Annotated in this window: 17 protein-coding genes; 6 read left to right on the forward strand and 11 right to left on the reverse strand. The window is 71.0% G+C overall.

The genetic code is table 11. From position 1 onward, the window contains the following. Positions 1 to 18: 18 nt before the first annotated feature. The 5 genes from radA to ACK4TT_RS14190 are packed head-to-tail and all read left to right on the forward strand — an operon-like array spanning position 19 to position 5,248. On the forward strand, positions 19 to 1,395 hold the full coding sequence (gene radA / locus ACK4TT_RS14170) for a DNA repair protein RadA (RefSeq protein WP_410213247.1): 1,377 nt from the start codon (positions 19 to 21) through the stop codon (positions 1,393 to 1,395). Then, on the forward strand, positions 1,392 to 2,000 hold the full coding sequence (locus ACK4TT_RS14175; RefSeq protein ID WP_409640716.1) for a CvpA family protein: 609 nt from the start codon (positions 1,392 to 1,394) through the stop codon (positions 1,998 to 2,000). Before radA ends, ACK4TT_RS14175 begins: the two co-directional genes overlap by 4 nt. Continuing rightward, a complete protein-coding gene (gene purF / locus ACK4TT_RS14180; RefSeq protein WP_409640714.1) occupies positions 1,997 to 3,484 on the forward strand; it encodes an amidophosphoribosyltransferase in 1,488 nt (495 codons plus the stop codon). Before ACK4TT_RS14175 ends, purF begins: the two co-directional genes overlap by 4 nt. Beyond that, positions 3,481 to 4,476, forward strand: a complete 996-nt coding sequence (locus ACK4TT_RS14185) for a bile acid:sodium symporter family protein (RefSeq protein WP_409640711.1) — start codon at positions 3,481 to 3,483, stop codon at positions 4,474 to 4,476. The genes purF and ACK4TT_RS14185 overlap by 4 nt, the downstream gene beginning before the upstream one ends. A gap of 10 nt (positions 4,477 to 4,486) precedes the next feature. Next, complete coding sequence (locus ACK4TT_RS14190) at positions 4,487 to 5,248, forward strand: SDR family NAD(P)-dependent oxidoreductase (protein ID WP_409640708.1); 762 nt, start codon at positions 4,487 to 4,489, stop codon at positions 5,246 to 5,248. On the opposite strand, the gene der is transcribed toward ACK4TT_RS14190, so the two are convergent. The 11 genes from der to ACK4TT_RS14245 form a co-directional block, all read right to left on the reverse strand. Then, positions 5,196 to 6,788 (reverse strand): ribosome biogenesis GTPase Der, encoded by a 1,593-nt coding sequence (gene der / locus ACK4TT_RS14195; protein WP_410213248.1) that lies wholly within the window; start codon positions 6,786 to 6,788, stop codon positions 5,196 to 5,198. The genes ACK4TT_RS14190 and der overlap by 53 nt on opposite strands. Positions 6,789 to 6,811: 23 nt before the next feature. After that, positions 6,812 to 8,203 carry a PQQ-binding-like beta-propeller repeat protein gene (locus tag ACK4TT_RS14200; protein WP_410213249.1) on the reverse strand — a complete coding sequence of 464 codons (1,392 nt, stop codon included), beginning with the start codon at positions 8,201 to 8,203 and terminating at the stop codon, positions 6,812 to 6,814. Then, a complete protein-coding gene (locus tag ACK4TT_RS14205; RefSeq protein ID WP_410213250.1) occupies positions 8,200 to 8,985 on the reverse strand; it encodes a tetratricopeptide repeat protein in 786 nt (261 codons plus the stop codon). The genes ACK4TT_RS14200 and ACK4TT_RS14205 overlap by 4 nt, the downstream gene beginning before the upstream one ends. 78 nt (positions 8,986 to 9,063) lie before the next feature. Beyond that, positions 9,064 to 9,891 (reverse strand): 3-methyl-2-oxobutanoate hydroxymethyltransferase, encoded by an 828-nt coding sequence (gene panB, locus ACK4TT_RS14210; protein WP_409640698.1) that lies wholly within the window; start codon positions 9,889 to 9,891, stop codon positions 9,064 to 9,066. A gap of 1 nt (position 9,892) precedes the next feature. Continuing rightward, positions 9,893 to 10,267 carry a hypothetical protein gene (locus ACK4TT_RS14215; RefSeq protein WP_409640695.1) on the reverse strand — a complete coding sequence of 125 codons (375 nt, stop codon included), beginning with the start codon at positions 10,265 to 10,267 and terminating at the stop codon, positions 9,893 to 9,895. Then, positions 10,260 to 10,844 (reverse strand): RNA polymerase sigma factor, encoded by a 585-nt coding sequence (locus ACK4TT_RS14220; protein WP_410213251.1) that lies wholly within the window; start codon positions 10,842 to 10,844, stop codon positions 10,260 to 10,262. Before ACK4TT_RS14220 ends, ACK4TT_RS14215 begins: the two co-directional genes overlap by 8 nt. Before the next feature lie 25 nt (positions 10,845 to 10,869). Next, positions 10,870 to 11,250 (reverse strand): DUF6249 domain-containing protein, encoded by a 381-nt coding sequence (locus tag ACK4TT_RS14225; RefSeq protein ID WP_410213252.1) that lies wholly within the window; start codon positions 11,248 to 11,250, stop codon positions 10,870 to 10,872. 106 nt (positions 11,251 to 11,356) lie between these two features. Beyond that, positions 11,357 to 11,665 carry a hypothetical protein gene (locus tag ACK4TT_RS14230; protein WP_409640687.1) on the reverse strand — a complete coding sequence of 103 codons (309 nt, stop codon included), beginning with the start codon at positions 11,663 to 11,665 and terminating at the stop codon, positions 11,357 to 11,359. Then, a complete protein-coding gene (locus tag ACK4TT_RS14235) occupies positions 11,652 to 12,203 on the reverse strand; it encodes an RNA polymerase sigma factor (RefSeq protein WP_410213253.1) in 552 nt (183 codons plus the stop codon). The genes ACK4TT_RS14230 and ACK4TT_RS14235 overlap by 14 nt, the downstream gene beginning before the upstream one ends. Next, positions 12,200 to 12,640, reverse strand: coding sequence for a hypothetical protein (locus tag ACK4TT_RS14240; protein ID WP_410213254.1), 441 nt, complete (start codon positions 12,638 to 12,640; stop codon positions 12,200 to 12,202). The genes ACK4TT_RS14235 and ACK4TT_RS14240 overlap by 4 nt, the downstream gene beginning before the upstream one ends. A gap of 108 nt (positions 12,641 to 12,748) precedes the next feature. Further along, positions 12,749 to 13,096: an ArsC family reductase gene (locus ACK4TT_RS14245; protein ID WP_410213255.1), complete on the reverse strand. Its 348-nt coding sequence runs from the start codon at positions 13,094 to 13,096 to the stop codon at positions 12,749 to 12,751. Between the two features lie 21 nt (positions 13,097 to 13,117). On the opposite strand from ACK4TT_RS14245, the gene ACK4TT_RS14250 reads away from it, so the two are divergent. Beyond that, a complete protein-coding gene (locus ACK4TT_RS14250) occupies positions 13,118 to 13,366 on the forward strand; it encodes a DUF2164 domain-containing protein (protein WP_410213256.1) in 249 nt (82 codons plus the stop codon). The last annotated feature ends 243 nt before the right edge of the window (positions 13,367 to 13,609 follow it).

Below are 13,609 nucleotides of genomic sequence, written 5' to 3' on the forward strand. Positions count from 1 at the left end.
TCGAATCAGGAGGATGCCTTGGCCCGCGACGGCGCCGTCTATGCCTGCCAGTCCTGCGGGGCCGTGCAGACGCGCTGGTCCGGCCAGTGCCCCGCCTGCGGCGCCTGGAACACCCTGGTCGAGGAACTGACCAGCCGCCCGCCCGGCGCTCTGAAGCCGTCCAAGGCCACGCGGGCGCGCGGCCTGACGTTCTCGGGGCTGGAGGACGCCACGCCGGCCCCGCCCCGCATCGCCACGGGAGTCGAGGAGTTCGACCGCGTCTGCGGCGGCGGCGTGGTGCCGGGCTCGGCCATCCTGCTGGGCGGCGATCCCGGCGTCGGCAAGTCCACCCTCCTGCTACAGGTCGCCGCCAGCGCCGCCCGCCGCGGGGCGCGCTGCGCCTATATCTCGGGCGAGGAGGCCGTCGAGCAGGTCCGCGGCCGCGCCCAGCGCATGGGCCTGGCCGACGCGCCGGTGAAGCTCGCCGCCGAGACCAGCCTAAGGGCCATCGTCGACGGCCTGAAGGCCGAGGACTTCGATCTCGTCGTCATCGATTCCATCCAGACGCTGTGGAGCGACGCCCACGAGGCGGGCCCCGGCTCGGTCACCCAGGTCCGTGCGGCCGCCGGCGAACTGGTGCGCCTGGCCAAGAAGCGAGGCCTGGCCGTCCTCCTCGTCGGCCACGTGACCAAGGAAGGAACCATCGCCGGCCCCCGCGTGGTCGAGCACATGGTGGACGCCGTCTTCGCCTTCGAGGGCGAGCGCGGCTATCCGTTCCGCATCCTGCGCGGGGCCAAGAACCGCTTTGGGGCCACCGACGAGATCGGCGTCTTCGAGATGAACGACGTGGGCCTGGCCGAGGTGAAGAACCCGTCGGCCCTGTTCCTCAACACCTCGGGCGAGCGGGCGGCCGGCGCGGTGGTGTTCGCCGGCATCGAGGGCTCGCGGCCCGTGCTGGTGGAAATCCAGGCCCTCGTGGCGCCTTCGGCCTACGGTACGCCCCGCCGCGCGGTGGTCGGCTGGGACTCCGGACGCCTGGCCATGGTGCTGGCGGTGCTCGAGGCGCGTTGCGGCCTTGGTTTTGGAGACCGCGACGTCTATCTGAACGTCGCGGGCGGGCTTCGCATCACCGAGCCCGCCGCCGACCTCGCCGCCGCCGCGGCGCTCGCCTCCTCCGCCTTCGACCAGGCGCTGCCGCAGGACTGCGTGGTCTTCGGCGAGATCAGCTTGTCGGGCGAGGTGCGCTCGGTCAGCCGCATGGACGCGCGCCTGAAGGAAGCCGCCAAGCTGGGCTTCCGGCGCGCGCTCGGCCCGGCCGACCTGGAGGCCACCGGCGGCATGAGATTCACCGGCGTCAGCCGCCTGGGCGACGCCATCCGCCGCATCCACGAGGCGGACTGGGACCAACGGACGTGACGCAGTTCGATTTCATCGTCCTGGGCCTGCTGCTGCTCTCCGCGGCCGTCGGCTTCGCCCGCGGCGCCGTGCGCGAGGTCGCCGCCCTGGTGGCGCTGATCGCGGCCGCGGCCCTGGCGATCTTCGGCCTGCCCTGGTCGGCGCCCATCGTACGCGGGGTGGTGAGCCCGCCCTGGCTGGGGACGGCGGCGGCCCTGGTCCTGGTGTTCGGCGTGACCTACGTGCTGCTGCGTCTGATCGGCGCAGTCCTTGCGCGGCGGGTCCAGGATGCCGACGTGCTGGGCGCTTTGGACCGCTCGGTCGGCCTCCTGATCGGGCTGGGGCGGGGTCTGCTGGTGCTGGGCGCGCTGTTCCTGATGTTCAACGCCGCCACGCCCGCCGACCTGCGTCCGAAGTGGATCGTCGGGGCCACGACCTGGCCGCTGGCGGGCAACATGGGCCGTCTCCTGGAAGCGCTCGCGCCCCAGGGCCTGGATATCGCCGAGCGCCTGAAACCGGCCTTCGACCGCGCCGTGGGGAACGGGTCAGGTGACAGATCGGTGACGGACGGGTACGACGCGCCGCGAAAAGGCGGAACGGGCGACGTGGTGGAGAAGTCTCGATGATCCGGTCGTTTGAGCGATGGTCCCCTCCGGTCCGCGACCCCGACGACGACACGCCCCGCCTGGAGTGCGGCGTCTTCGGCGTCTTCGACGTCGAATCCGCGTCGGGCCTCACGGCGCTGGGCCTCCACGCTCTCCAGCACCGCGGGCAGGAAGCCTGCGGCATCGCCTCCTTCGACGGCCAGCGCTTCCACACCGAACGCCACATGGGCCACGTGGGCGACGCCTTCGGGGGCGGCGACCTGCATGAACGGCTCCCCGGGCAGTCCGCCATCGGCCACACCCGCTACTCCACCGCCGGCGGCAGCTTCATCCGCAACGTCCAGCCGATGTTCGCCGACCTCGAGGCCGGCGGCGTGGCCCTCGCCCACAACGGCAACCTGACCAACTTCCTGACGCTGCGCGAGCGACTGGTCTCGGAAGGCGCGATCTTCCAGTCCACCTCGGATTCCGAGGTGATCCTCCACCTCATCGCCCGCTCGCGGAAGACCAAGCTCGTCGACCGGTTCATCGACGCGCTGCAGCAGATCGAGGGCGGCTACGCCCTGGTGGCGCTCACCAACAAGAAGCTGATCGGGGTCCGCGATCCCCTGGGCATCCGCCCGCTCGTGCTGGGCGACCTCGACGGCAAGGCGGTGCTGGCCTCCGAGACCTGCGCCCTCGACATGGTGGGCGCCAAGTTCGTCCGCGACGTCGAGCACGGCGAGATGATCGTCATCGACCAGGACGGCGTCGAAAGCCTGAAGCCCTTCCCGGCCATGCAGGCCCGGCCCTGCATCTTCGAATACGTCTATTTCGCCCGTCCCGATTCTGTCGTGAACGGCCGATCGGTCTATGAGGTGCGCAAGCGGATGGGCCGTCGCCTGGCCCAGGAGACTCCCGCCGACGTGGACGTGGTCGTCCCGGTGCCGGACTCCGGCGTGCCGGCGGCCCTCGGCTTCGCCCAGGAGGCGGGCCTGCCCTTCGAGATGGGCATCATCCGCAACCACTACGTCGGCCGAACCTTCATCGAGCCCACCCAGGGCCAGCGCGAGATGGGCGTGCGCATGAAACTCGCGCCGAACCGCGCGGTCCTGGCCGGCAAGCGGGTGCTGCTGGTGGACGATTCCATCGTGCGCGGCACCAACTCGATCCGCGTAGTGCGCATGGTCCGCGAGGCGGGCGCCAAGGAGGTCCACCTCCGCTCGGCCTCCCCGCCCATCATGTGGCCCGACTACTACGGCATTGACATGCCCGACCGGGAGAAGCTGCTGGCGGCCAACCACTCGGTCGAGGAGATCGCCAAGATCCTCAACGTCGACTCCATGGGCTATCTGTCGGTTGACGGGCTCTACGGCGCCATGGACGCCGTGCGCGACCCGGCTAACCCCCAGTTCACCGACCACTACTTCACCGGCGAATACCCGACTCGCCTGCTCGACCGCGAGATCGCCGAGGGCCGCAACCAGGCGGTGGAGCGCCAGCTCTCGTTCCTGGTCGACGCGTGACCGCGCCCCGGCAGGGCTTCAGGCTGAACCTGAGGCCCGACGGGTACCTGATCCTCATCCTGCTGATGGCCGTGGCCGCCATGGTCGCGCCGGCGCGCGGCGACTGGGCCACCGGCTTCGGCTGGGCGACCAGGATCGCCATCGCCGTCGTCTTCTTCCTGCACGGCGCGCGGCTCTCGCGCGAGGCCGTGGTGCGCGGCCTCACGCATTGGCGGCTGCACGTTCTGGTGCTGGCCTGCACCTTCGCCCTCTTCCCCGCGCTCACCTGGGCCCTTTCGCAGCTTCCGGCCTGGATCACGCCGCCCGAGCTCGCGGCCGGGATCGTTTTCCTGGGCTGCCTGCCCTCCACCATCCAGTCGTCCATCGGCTTCACCGCGATCGCCCGGGGCAACGTGGCCGCCGCCATCGCCGCGGCCTCGGCCTCCAACCTGCTGGGCGTGGCGCTCACGCCGCTGCTGGCGGGCCTCCTGCTGCACGCCGAGGGCGCCGTCTCGGCCCAGTCGGTCCAGGCCATCGTCCTGCAGCTTCTGGCCCCCTTCCTGGCGGGCCAGGTCCTGCGGCCCTGGATCGGCGGCTGGGTTGCGGCCCGCGCCAAGGTCCTGTCGCGTCTCGACCGGGGCTCGATCCTGCTGGTGGTCTACACGGCCTTCTCGGGCGCGGTCGTGGAAGGCGTGTGGAGCCGACTGGGCGCGCTCGACCTCCTGCGCCTCCTCGTCCTCTGCGCCGTGCTGCTGGCCGCCATCCTCGCCATCACCGTCTTCGCGGCCCGGTCCCTGGGCTTCGACAAGGCCGACGAGATCGCCATCGTCTTCTGCGGCTCGAAGAAGTCCCTGGCCAGCGGCGCGCCGATGGCGGCCGCCATCTTCCCCGCCGCCGCGGCCGGGATCGCCATGATCCCGCTCCTGCTCTTCCACCAGATGCAGCTCATGGCCTGCGCCGCCATCGCCCAGCGCTATGCGAGGCGGCCTGACACGGACGCGGTTAGCGGCTAGAGAGCCGCCCATGTCCGACCTGCCCCTTTCCGCCCCCCCTCTTTCTGGCCGCATCGCCCTCGTCACCGGCGCCAGCCGCGGCATCGGCCGCGCGTCCGCCATCGCGCTCGCCCAGGCCGGCGCCCATGTCGTCGCCGTGGCCCGCACGCAAGGGGGGCTGGAGGAGCTGGACGACGAGATCCGGGCGGCCACCGGCAGGTCCGCCACCCTGGTCCCCATGGACATCGCCGAGGACGGCGCCCTCGATCAGCTGGGCCTCGCCATCCACCAGCGGTTCGGCCGTCTCGACGTCCTGGTCCACGCCGCCGCCATCCTGGGCTCGCTGACACCCGTCTCGCACATCGAGCCCAAGCACTGGGACCGGGTGATGGCGGTGAACCTGACCGCCTCGTACCGCCTGATCCGCAGCGTGGAGCAGCTCCTGAAAGCCTCGGAGCATCCCCGGGCCATCTTCCTGACCACGGGTCGGGTCGCCCGCCCGAAGGCGTTCTGGGGTTCCTACGGCGCGTCGAAGGCCGCCCTTGAGAACCTGGTGCGCACCTGGGCCGACGAGCTGGAGCACACCAAGGTCCGCGCCGTGCTCCTCGATCCCGGCGCCATGCGCACGCGGATGCGCGCCGAGGCCATGCCGGGCGAGGACCCGATGACCCTGCCCGATCCGTCCGAGATCGGGCCGCTGATCGTGGAACTGGCCCAGGCCGACCTGGGCCTGCCGAACGCTAACGTGGTGTTCGGCGAGTGGAAGACGGCCGGGAAGCTCGCTTCGGCTTGACGCCCGGCCGGGCCAGCTTGGCCGCCCGTCCTCGCGGCGCGCCCGCCTTGGGCTTCGGCTTGCCCGGCTTTTTCGGCTTCGGCCGCTCGGCCGCGCCGGCTTCGGCCTTGGCGGCCGCTTCCCGGCGAGTCCTGGCCGCGAGACCGGTCTTGGCCGCCGAGGGCTGAGCGCGGGTCGGGCCCGAGCCGCTCTTCTCCTCGCCCTCGGCGAAGGGATTCTTGTTCGACTTCACCGTCAGCCGGATCGGCACGCCCGGCAGGTCGAAGCTCTCGCGCAGCGAATTGACCAGATAGCGCCGGTAGTGGTCCGGGAGCTGGTCGGCGCGGCTGGCGAACAGCACGAAGGTCGGCGGCCGGGCCTTGGTCTGGGCCATGTACTTGGGCTTCACGCGGCGGCCGTTCACCGCCGGCGGCGGATGGCGCTCGACAGCCATGCGCAGCCAGTCGTTCAGGTCCCGGGTCTTCACCTTGGTCGACCAGTCGCCGTGGGCCTTCAGCACGGCGGGCATCAGCCGCTCCAGGCCCCGGCCCGTCTCGGCCGACAGCGCCACGATGGGCGAGCCCTTGACCTGCGGCAGCAGACGGTGGGCCTCCTCGACGATCTCGGACAGCCTGGCCTGCTGATCCTCTATGAGGTCCCACTTGGCCAGCACGAACACCAGCGCCCGGCCCTCGCGCTCCACCAGGTCGGCGATCTGCAGGTCCTGGATCTCGAACGGATGGGTGGCGTCCATGACAAGCAGCACCACCTCGGCGAAGGTGATCGCCCGTATGGTGTCGTGGGTGGAGAGCTTCTCCAGCTTCTCCTGCACCTTGGCCTTGCGCCGGAGCCCCGCGGTGTCGACCAGCCGGACGCGGCGGCCGTCCCACTCCCAGTCCACCGGGATGGCGTCGCGGGTGATGCCGGCCTCCGGACCGGTCAGCAGGCGATCCTCGCCGATCAGGCGGTTGACCAGGGTCGACTTGCCGGCGTTGGGACGCCCTACGATGGCGATGCGGATCGGCTTGCCCGGATCGTCCTCCTCGTCCTCCTCCAGTTCCTCCTCGTCGGCCGCGTGGGCGGCGACGGCGGCGTAGAGGTCGGCCATGCCCTCGCCGTGCTCGGCCGAGATCGGCACGGGCTCGCCCAGGCCCAGGCTCCAGGCGTCGAGGATGCCCGCGTCGCCCTGCCGGCCCTCGGCCTTGTTGGCCGCGAGCACGACGGGCTTGTCCCGCTTGCGCAGGATCTCGGCGAAGATGCGGTCGGCCGGCGTGACGCCCTCGCGGGCGTCGATGACGAACAGCGCCACGTCGCACTCGTCGACCGCGCGTTCGGTCTGGTTGCGCATGCGCGCTTCCAGGCTCTCGTCGGTGACGTCCTCGAAGCCCGCGGTGTCGATCAGCTCCAGGTCGATGTCGCCGATGCGGCCCGTGCCGAAGCGGCGGTCGCGCGTGACCCCCGGCCGGTCGTCCACGATGGCGAGCTTGCGCCCCGCCAGCCGGTTGAACAGCGTGGACTTGCCCACATTGGGGCGACCGACGATCGCGAGCTTCAGCGCCATGACGTCAGCCTATACGCGGCTTCTCAGCGCAGCGCGATCAGCGTGGCTTCTTCCGTGACCACATAGATGGTGTCGCCCATGGCGATCGGCGCGAGGGTCGCGGGCGCGCCCAGGCCCATGCGGCGTTCGATCTCGCCGGTCTTGGCGTTCAGGGCCACGAGTTCACCCGTCTGGCCGACGAGGATCAGGCGGTTGTTCGAGAGCAGCGGGCTCGACCAGGCCGGACGCATGACCTTGCTGCCGCCGATGCCGAAGAAGCCGCCCTTCTTCTTGCCCTTGAAGCCGGCGTTGAGGTCGCGGATCCAGTAGATCTGGCCGGTCTCGCGCGAGGCGCAGATGACTTCGCCCGCCTTCGACACGGCATAGACCACGTCCCCCGCCGGCAGCGGCGAGGTGATGCCCACCACGGGCAGGCTCCAGCGGGCCTGGCCGGTGCGCAGATCGATGGCCGCGAACACGCCGGAGTGGCTGATGGCGAAGACGTCGCCCTGGTAGACCACCGGACGGCCGGGGATGTCCCGGATCTCGGAGAGCGCGCTGGTGCGGCTGGCCCGCGAGAGCGCCTCGTTCCACAGGTCGTTGCCGTTGGCGGCGCGCAGGGCCACGAGTTCGCCCGAGCCGAAGCCGGCGACCACGGTGTCGCCAGAGACGGCCGGGCTGCCGGCCTTCAGGATGCGGGCGGGTTCGGCCAGAGCCTGGTAGGTCCAGGACGGCGTGCCGGTGGCCACGTCGAAAGTCAGCAGGCTGTTGTCCAGCGCCACCACCATTACCCGGCCGGCGGCCACGGTGGGGGCGGCGTGGATAGCCTCGCCGGTGCGCGTGCGCCAGCCAATCGCGCCGGTGTTGGCGTCGAGCTGCACCACCTGGCGCCAGCCGGACGAGGCGTAGAGCTTGCCGTCGGCGTAGGCGAGGCCGCCGCCGAAGGCGAGCTTGTCGCGCTTGTTGTCGCCGGGATTGAGGTTGGTCCGCCAGACCTGCGCGCCCGTGCGGGCGTCCTGGGCCGACACGCGGCCGTCGGCGTCCATGACGAACACCTTGCCGTCGGCGGCCACCGGCGGGGCGGTGATGTAGCGGCCGCGGCTGTTGCCGTCGCCGAAGCCCTTGCGCCAGGCGATGGCGAGATTCGGGGCGGCGTCCACGTGATCCACCGACTGCTCGGGCGTGCCGCCGGGCAGCGGCCAGGCGGCCACGGTCGTGGGCATGGGCAGCGAGAAGTCGACGCCCTTCAGGCTCTCGGCCGGCTCCAGGCGCTGGTCAGCCGGCACGATGGAGATGCGCTGGCCTTCGCCGGCGGTTTCCTGCGGCCCGTCGCTCTTGCGATCGAAGGGATTGAGCCGGCCGATCGTCGAGCATCCGCTCGCGCCCAGCGCGGCGATCAGGGCGACGGCCAGGAGGGTGTTGCGGCGCGACGTCATTGCGGTCCGTTGGCTTGCGGTTGGGCGGGGCCTTGCGGACCGAGCACGGCGCCCGGCGGCACGACCATGGGCGGCGGCAGGGCCATGGGCGGCGGCAGGGCCATGGCGGCCTTGACGACCGCCGGCAGGGCCTTGGCCGATCCGGAATCGATGAGGGCCGTGGCGGCCCGGGCCCGCTCGCGCACCCCTTCGGGGGCGTCGAGCATCTGCTGGATCACGGTGAAGTCGCCGCGGGCTCCGGCCGTGTCGCCCGCCATCAGCTTGGCGACGGCGAGGGCCTCGCGGGCCTGCACCCGATAGGGGCGGTCTTGTTTCGTCAGCGGCGTCAAACGCGCCTCCAGGTCCTTGTAGGGAGCCGTGTCGAGCAAGGCGAAGGCGGATTTGAGGCGCGCCGTATCGCCGATCAGTTCGTCCGGCGCGGCCTCGGCGGCCTGGTCGAACAGCTTCACGGCCTCCTCGGTCTTGTTCTCGCGGAGCTGGAGCGCGCCGAGCTGCATCAGGGCCAGGGACTTGTAGCCCGCGGCCTGCGACTTCGAGACGTCGGTCCAGAGCTGCCGGGCCTTGGCCAAGTCGCCGCCGATGAAGGCCTCGCCCGCCGCCTGGTACTGTTCGGAAGCGGTGGCGACAGCGCGCGAACGCCAGGCGTCCCAGCCCCAATAGGCCAGGGCCGCGATCAGGGCCGCGGCCGCCACGGCCAGCAGCCACGGCAGGGCCTTGCGCGCGAGCGCCTGGTACCGGTCGGAGCGAAGCTGCTCCTCGACCTCTTCGAACAGATCCGTCACGTGAAGGGGACTCCGGACTCTCTTGGTCAGCCGTCTGGCGGAGCCGGGAACCTATAGCGCGCCGCAGCCAGCCGCAATCTACCCAGCTTTAGCGAAATAGATCTCGGCGGGGCCGGGAAAGCGCCGGGCCCGGACATCGTCGGCGTAGGCCGCCACCGCCTTGCTGATCTCGCCGCGCAGGTCGGCGTAGCGGCGGACGAACTTGGGCGTCCAGTCGAACAGGCCCAGCATGTCGTCGGTCACCAGGATCTGGCCGTCGCAGCCGGCCGAGGCGCCGATGCCGATGGTGGGAATCTCGACCGCCTCGGTGATCTCGCGCGCCAGTCCCTCGGCTACGCCCTCGACGACGATGGCGAAGGCGCCCGCCGCCGCGGCCGCGCTGGCTTCCTCGAGGATGCGACTGCGCTCGGCTTCGGTCCGGCCCTTGGCCTTGAACCCGCCATCCACCAGGGTCGCCTGCGGCCTCAGGCCCACATGGCCCATCACCGGGATGCCGCGCTTCACCAGATACTCGATGGTCGCGTTGATCGTCGGTCCCGATTCGACCTTCACGGCCTGGGCGCCGGTCTCCTTCATCACCCGGGCGGCGTTGTCGTAGGCGACCTCGGGCGCGCCCTCGTACGAGCCGAAGGGCATGTCGACGACCACCATGGCCCTGCGCGAGCCGCGCATCACCGCCTGGCCGTGCAGGATCATCATCTCCAGCGTCACGCCCACCGTGTTCGGCAGGCCGTGGACCACCATGCCCACGGAGTCGCCCACCAGCAGCAGGTCGCAATGGTCGTCCAGCAGTTCGGCCACGGGCGCGGTATAGGCCGTCAGGCACACGATGGGCGTCTTGCCCTTGCGCGCCGCGATGTCCGGCGCGGCGATGCGGCGGACCGTCTCCTGCCGTTGGCTGGACACCTCAGATCTCCTCGATCACACGCGACAGGGCGAAGCCCAGGGTCAGCACCGCGAGCCCCGCGGCGACCCAGATCCCGACACCGCCGGACAGCGCCGTCATGAGTTCGGCGCCAGGCGCTACCTGCGCCAGGCTGACCGACAGCGCGCGCGCGGACTCCTCGGCGTTCTCCACGCGCTGGAACAGGTTGGAGAGCACGAGTTGGCTCGCGCCGATCACGCCGCCCACGACGCCCGCGGCGCCGATCAGCCAGCGGCGGGCCTGCCAGCCGCGGCTCAGCCTGCGTTCGACGCCGTTCGCGAAGGCGACGCAGTCGGGGAGTTCGGGAGCCTCGGCGAAAAGGCGCTCGAGCCGGCGCTCGAAATCGGTCTCAGCCATTGCCGCGCCTCCCTTCCAGAGCGGCGCCCTCAGCCGGCGCCAGTCGCGCTCTGAGCTTATCCAGACCACGTTTGACATGGGATTTGACCGTTCCAAGCGGCAGGTTCAAGGCCTCGGCCGCTTCCGCGTGAGACAGACCCGCGCCAAAGCACAGCGAAACGCAGAGGCGCTCGGCCTTCGACAGCGCCTTCAGCGCCTCGTCCAGGTCGATGCGGCCGTCGGCGTCGCTCCGCCGCACCTCGCCCTCCTCATCGCCCCCCTCCTGCGCGAGTTCGGTCAGGCGCCGCTCGCGTTGCAGCCGGCGCAGGTACAGGCGCGCAGCGATCCGCTTCACCCAGGCGACGAACGTCCCCTCGCCCCGGAACTCGGTGATCCGCTGGAACGCCGTCAGGAAGGCGTCCTGCGCCACGTCGTCGGCTTCCGCGGCCTGGGCGCCCATCCGGCGCAGCAGGTATCGCACGGCCGAGCCGTGGCGGCGCGCAAGCTCCCCGAAGGCGCGCCCCTCGCCGGTCGCGGCGTAAGAGCAGAGCTCGACGTCGTGCAAGCTGGCGAAGCTCGATGGTTTCGTGGCCGACATGGCCGATTTCCCCCGTCGGGAGGGTTCAGGACTTCGGCTTGTTGATCAGGCCGAGGATGACGAAGGCGGCCCCGATGAACCCGGGGAAGGCGGACAGCCCGATGAACCAGTAGCTCGCGTCCGGCTCCTCGAAGCCGACGATCAGCCCCAGGGCCACGAGGCCGGCGGCGACGCCGATCCAGATGATGCCGGTGCGCAGGTCCCGCTGCGGCGATGGCGGCAGGCCGGGGGCGCGGACGTTGCTCGACATGGCGTCGACGACGTCGGTGGGCAGGGGCTGGCCCTTCTCGATGGCCGCCCGCAGGGTCTCGGCCATCCGCTGGCGTTCCAGGCTGCGGAAGTAGCGCGGAACGATGACGATGGCGGCGATCATCGCGAAGAACGCGATGGGAACCAGGATTTCCATGGAGTTTGTCTCCCCTCCAGTTTGGAAGCGGGCGGATTGGCCCGTTTCTGCATCCAAGAGACCTGGGCGCCTCCCGACAGATGCAATTCAGCCTATGAAAAGTTGGTCATGATTCCAGGCCGAGGGCCGCGCGCGGACGCCCGCCGAGGATCGCCAGCGCCCCGGCGGCCAGCGCCAGCGCCGCCGCCGTCGGCGCAAGGCCCCGCGACATCGCCACCAGCGTCGGCTCCAGCACGGGCCACAACGCCCACAGGGCCAGGGCGCCCACGAACGCCGCACCCGACAGGACCGCCACGTCCGCCAGCAGTTCGCGCCGCATCACGGCCGCCATCACCTCGGCCGAGAAGGCCGGGTCGCGGGCCGGCGGTTCGTCCAGCGCGAACAGCGCCCTCAACCGGTCGTCAGCCTCGTTCATCCGCACCTCGCAACGCCTGCAAGAGCCGCGTCCGGCCCCTTGCCACATGACTCTTCACCGTCCCCAGCGGCAGTCCCAGGGTCTCGGCCGCCTCGGCGTGGCTGAAATCGGCGGCCAGGCACAGCGCGACGCAGGCGCGTTGTTCGGACGGCAGCATGGCCATCGCGCCCTCCAACGCAAGCCGCTCGTCCGCCATCGGACGGTTCGCCTGCGCGCCGCCCGACCCGTGGTCGGCTTCGTAGCGCGCCTCGCGGGCCCTGTCGCGGGCGTGGCTCCGCCGCGCGGACAGGTGCTTGCGGTAGCCGATGCCGCACAACCACGCCCGCACGCTGCGCCCCGACGTCAGCCGGCCGATCTCCGACCAGGCCGTCAGGAAGGTCTCCTGGGCCAGGTCGTCGGCGCTCGCCCAGTCGCCGCACGTTCGCCGCAGGAAGGCCCGCAGCGCCTGCTGATGGCGCTCGACCAGGCGCGCGAAGGCGGCGGTCGACCCGGCCTGGGCGTCCGCCACCAGCGCCTCGTCGAGGCCGTCGGGGCTCATCGCCCCCGGAACGCCGAACTGAGGACGGCCACGACCAGGTGTCCCGCCGCCACGCAGGTCAGGATGATCGCCACCAGGCGGAACGGCGCCTCGACGCCCGGGAGGTCGGCGTATTCCGACGCGAGCCAGAAGCCCAGGGCGACCGCGCCCGTCAGCAGGGCCGTGCGCCAGGCCCAGTAGGGACCATAGCGCCAGCCGCGGCGGTACATGCGCCGGTGGAGCCGGCCGTAAGGGGGCGCGTCATAGACCTCCGCCTCGTCCTCGCGCACCGCGCGAAGCAGGTCGGCCGGCGGCTCCTTGCCCTGCTGGGCGTAGCTGCGCAGCAGGTCGAGCTGGGCCTGGCTGCGCTTGTACGCCAGCCAGCGGTCCCAGGCCCCGAAGGCGAAGAAGCCCAGGGGGAACAGCAGCCACCAATAGCTGCGGAACAGGTCTTCCATGTCGAAGCTCCAGAAGCGGGCGCCGGAACCTTCTCCCCCGCGCCGATGCATCTAGTCGCCGCCGAACGCCGGTTTGGAGGCGCCATGGCGAAGCTTCGCAGAACTTCTTCAGCCGAACAGGGCCGCGTAGGCCTCGGGCCTGAAGCCGACCGTAAGCTTGCCCTTCGCCGCCAGCACCGGACGCTTGATCATCGAGGGCTGGGCCAGCATCAGCGCCATCGCCTTGGCCGCGTCCAGGCCCTGCTTCTCGCCGTCCGGCAGCTTCCTGAACGTCGTGCCGGCGCGGTTGAGCAGCACCTCCCAGCCGACCGCCTCGACCCAGCCCTCCAGCGTGGCCCGGTCGATCCCGTCCTTCTTGTAGTCGTGGAAGGCGTAGGCGACCCCGTGCTGGTCCAGCCAGGTCCAGGCCTTCTTCATCGTGTCGCAGTTGCGGATGCCGTAGAGGGTGGTGGTCAAGGCTGCTCCTGGTGTCTCCAAATGCCGACGATCGAACTGCCCAAGCCAATCCGCGAAGCCCTGGCCGAGGCGCTCAGCCGCCACCTCAAGGACGAGTTCGACCTCGAAGTGAAGGGATTCGACACCGTCTTCCTGCTCGACTGGATCGCCGAGCACGTCGGGCCGCACTTCTACAACCAAGGGCTCGCCGACGCCCAGGCCGTGGTCCGCAAGCGGGCCGACGACATCGCCGAGGCGGTCTCCCACCTCGAGAAGCCGGCGCGTTTCTGACGGCGGCTGATTCGGGCCAATCTGGGAACGCCAAACCATCGGGAGCGAGACATGCGACGACCCATCGTGACCGGCGTGGTCCTGCTCGCGGCCTCGACACGCTGCTGCTCTTCGATGCGCCCAGGATCCTGATGGTCTTCGGGTCCGGCGTCGCCGCCATCGTGGGCTTCGTCGTGGCGGCGCCCCTGGCCGGGCGTCGCCGCCGAGGACAGGCATCCTAGCCGCCGTTCATTCCCACTCGAT

The organism is Phenylobacterium sp. (assembly GCF_046463815.1).
Taxonomy (GTDB): Bacteria; Pseudomonadota; Alphaproteobacteria; order Caulobacterales; family Caulobacteraceae; genus Phenylobacterium.

What these genes read in the sequence shown, in the direction of transcription:
- purF (WP_409640714.1), top strand. Translation starts at nt 1,997, where the DNA reads ATGATCCGGTCGTTTGAGCGATGGTCCCCTCCGGTCCGCGACCCCGAC.
- ACK4TT_RS14220 (WP_410213251.1), bottom strand. Translation starts at nt 10,844, where the DNA reads ATGTCGGCCACGAAACCATCGAGCTTCGCCAGCTTGCACGACGTCGAG.
- der (WP_410213248.1), bottom strand. Translation starts at nt 6,788, where the DNA reads ATGGCGCTGAAGCTCGCGATCGTCGGTCGCCCCAATGTGGGCAAGTCC.
- ACK4TT_RS14235 (WP_410213253.1), bottom strand. Translation starts at nt 12,203, where the DNA reads ATGAGCCCCGACGGCCTCGACGAGGCGCTGGTGGCGGACGCCCAGGCC.
- ACK4TT_RS14250 (WP_410213256.1), top strand. Translation starts at nt 13,118, where the DNA reads ATGCCGACGATCGAACTGCCCAAGCCAATCCGCGAAGCCCTGGCCGAG.
- ACK4TT_RS14240 (WP_410213254.1), bottom strand. Translation starts at nt 12,640, where the DNA reads ATGGAAGACCTGTTCCGCAGCTATTGGTGGCTGCTGTTCCCCCTGGGC.
- ACK4TT_RS14215 (WP_409640695.1), bottom strand. Translation starts at nt 10,267, where the DNA reads ATGGCTGAGACCGATTTCGAGCGCCGGCTCGAGCGCCTTTTCGCCGAG.
- ACK4TT_RS14230 (WP_409640687.1), bottom strand. Translation starts at nt 11,665, where the DNA reads ATGAACGAGGCTGACGACCGGTTGAGGGCGCTGTTCGCGCTGGACGAA.
- ACK4TT_RS14225 (WP_410213252.1), bottom strand. Translation starts at nt 11,250, where the DNA reads ATGGAAATCCTGGTTCCCATCGCGTTCTTCGCGATGATCGCCGCCATC.
- ACK4TT_RS14200 (WP_410213249.1), bottom strand. Translation starts at nt 8,203, where the DNA reads ATGACGTCGCGCCGCAACACCCTCCTGGCCGTCGCCCTGATCGCCGCG.
- ACK4TT_RS14190 (WP_409640708.1), top strand. Translation starts at nt 4,487, where the DNA reads ATGTCCGACCTGCCCCTTTCCGCCCCCCCTCTTTCTGGCCGCATCGCC.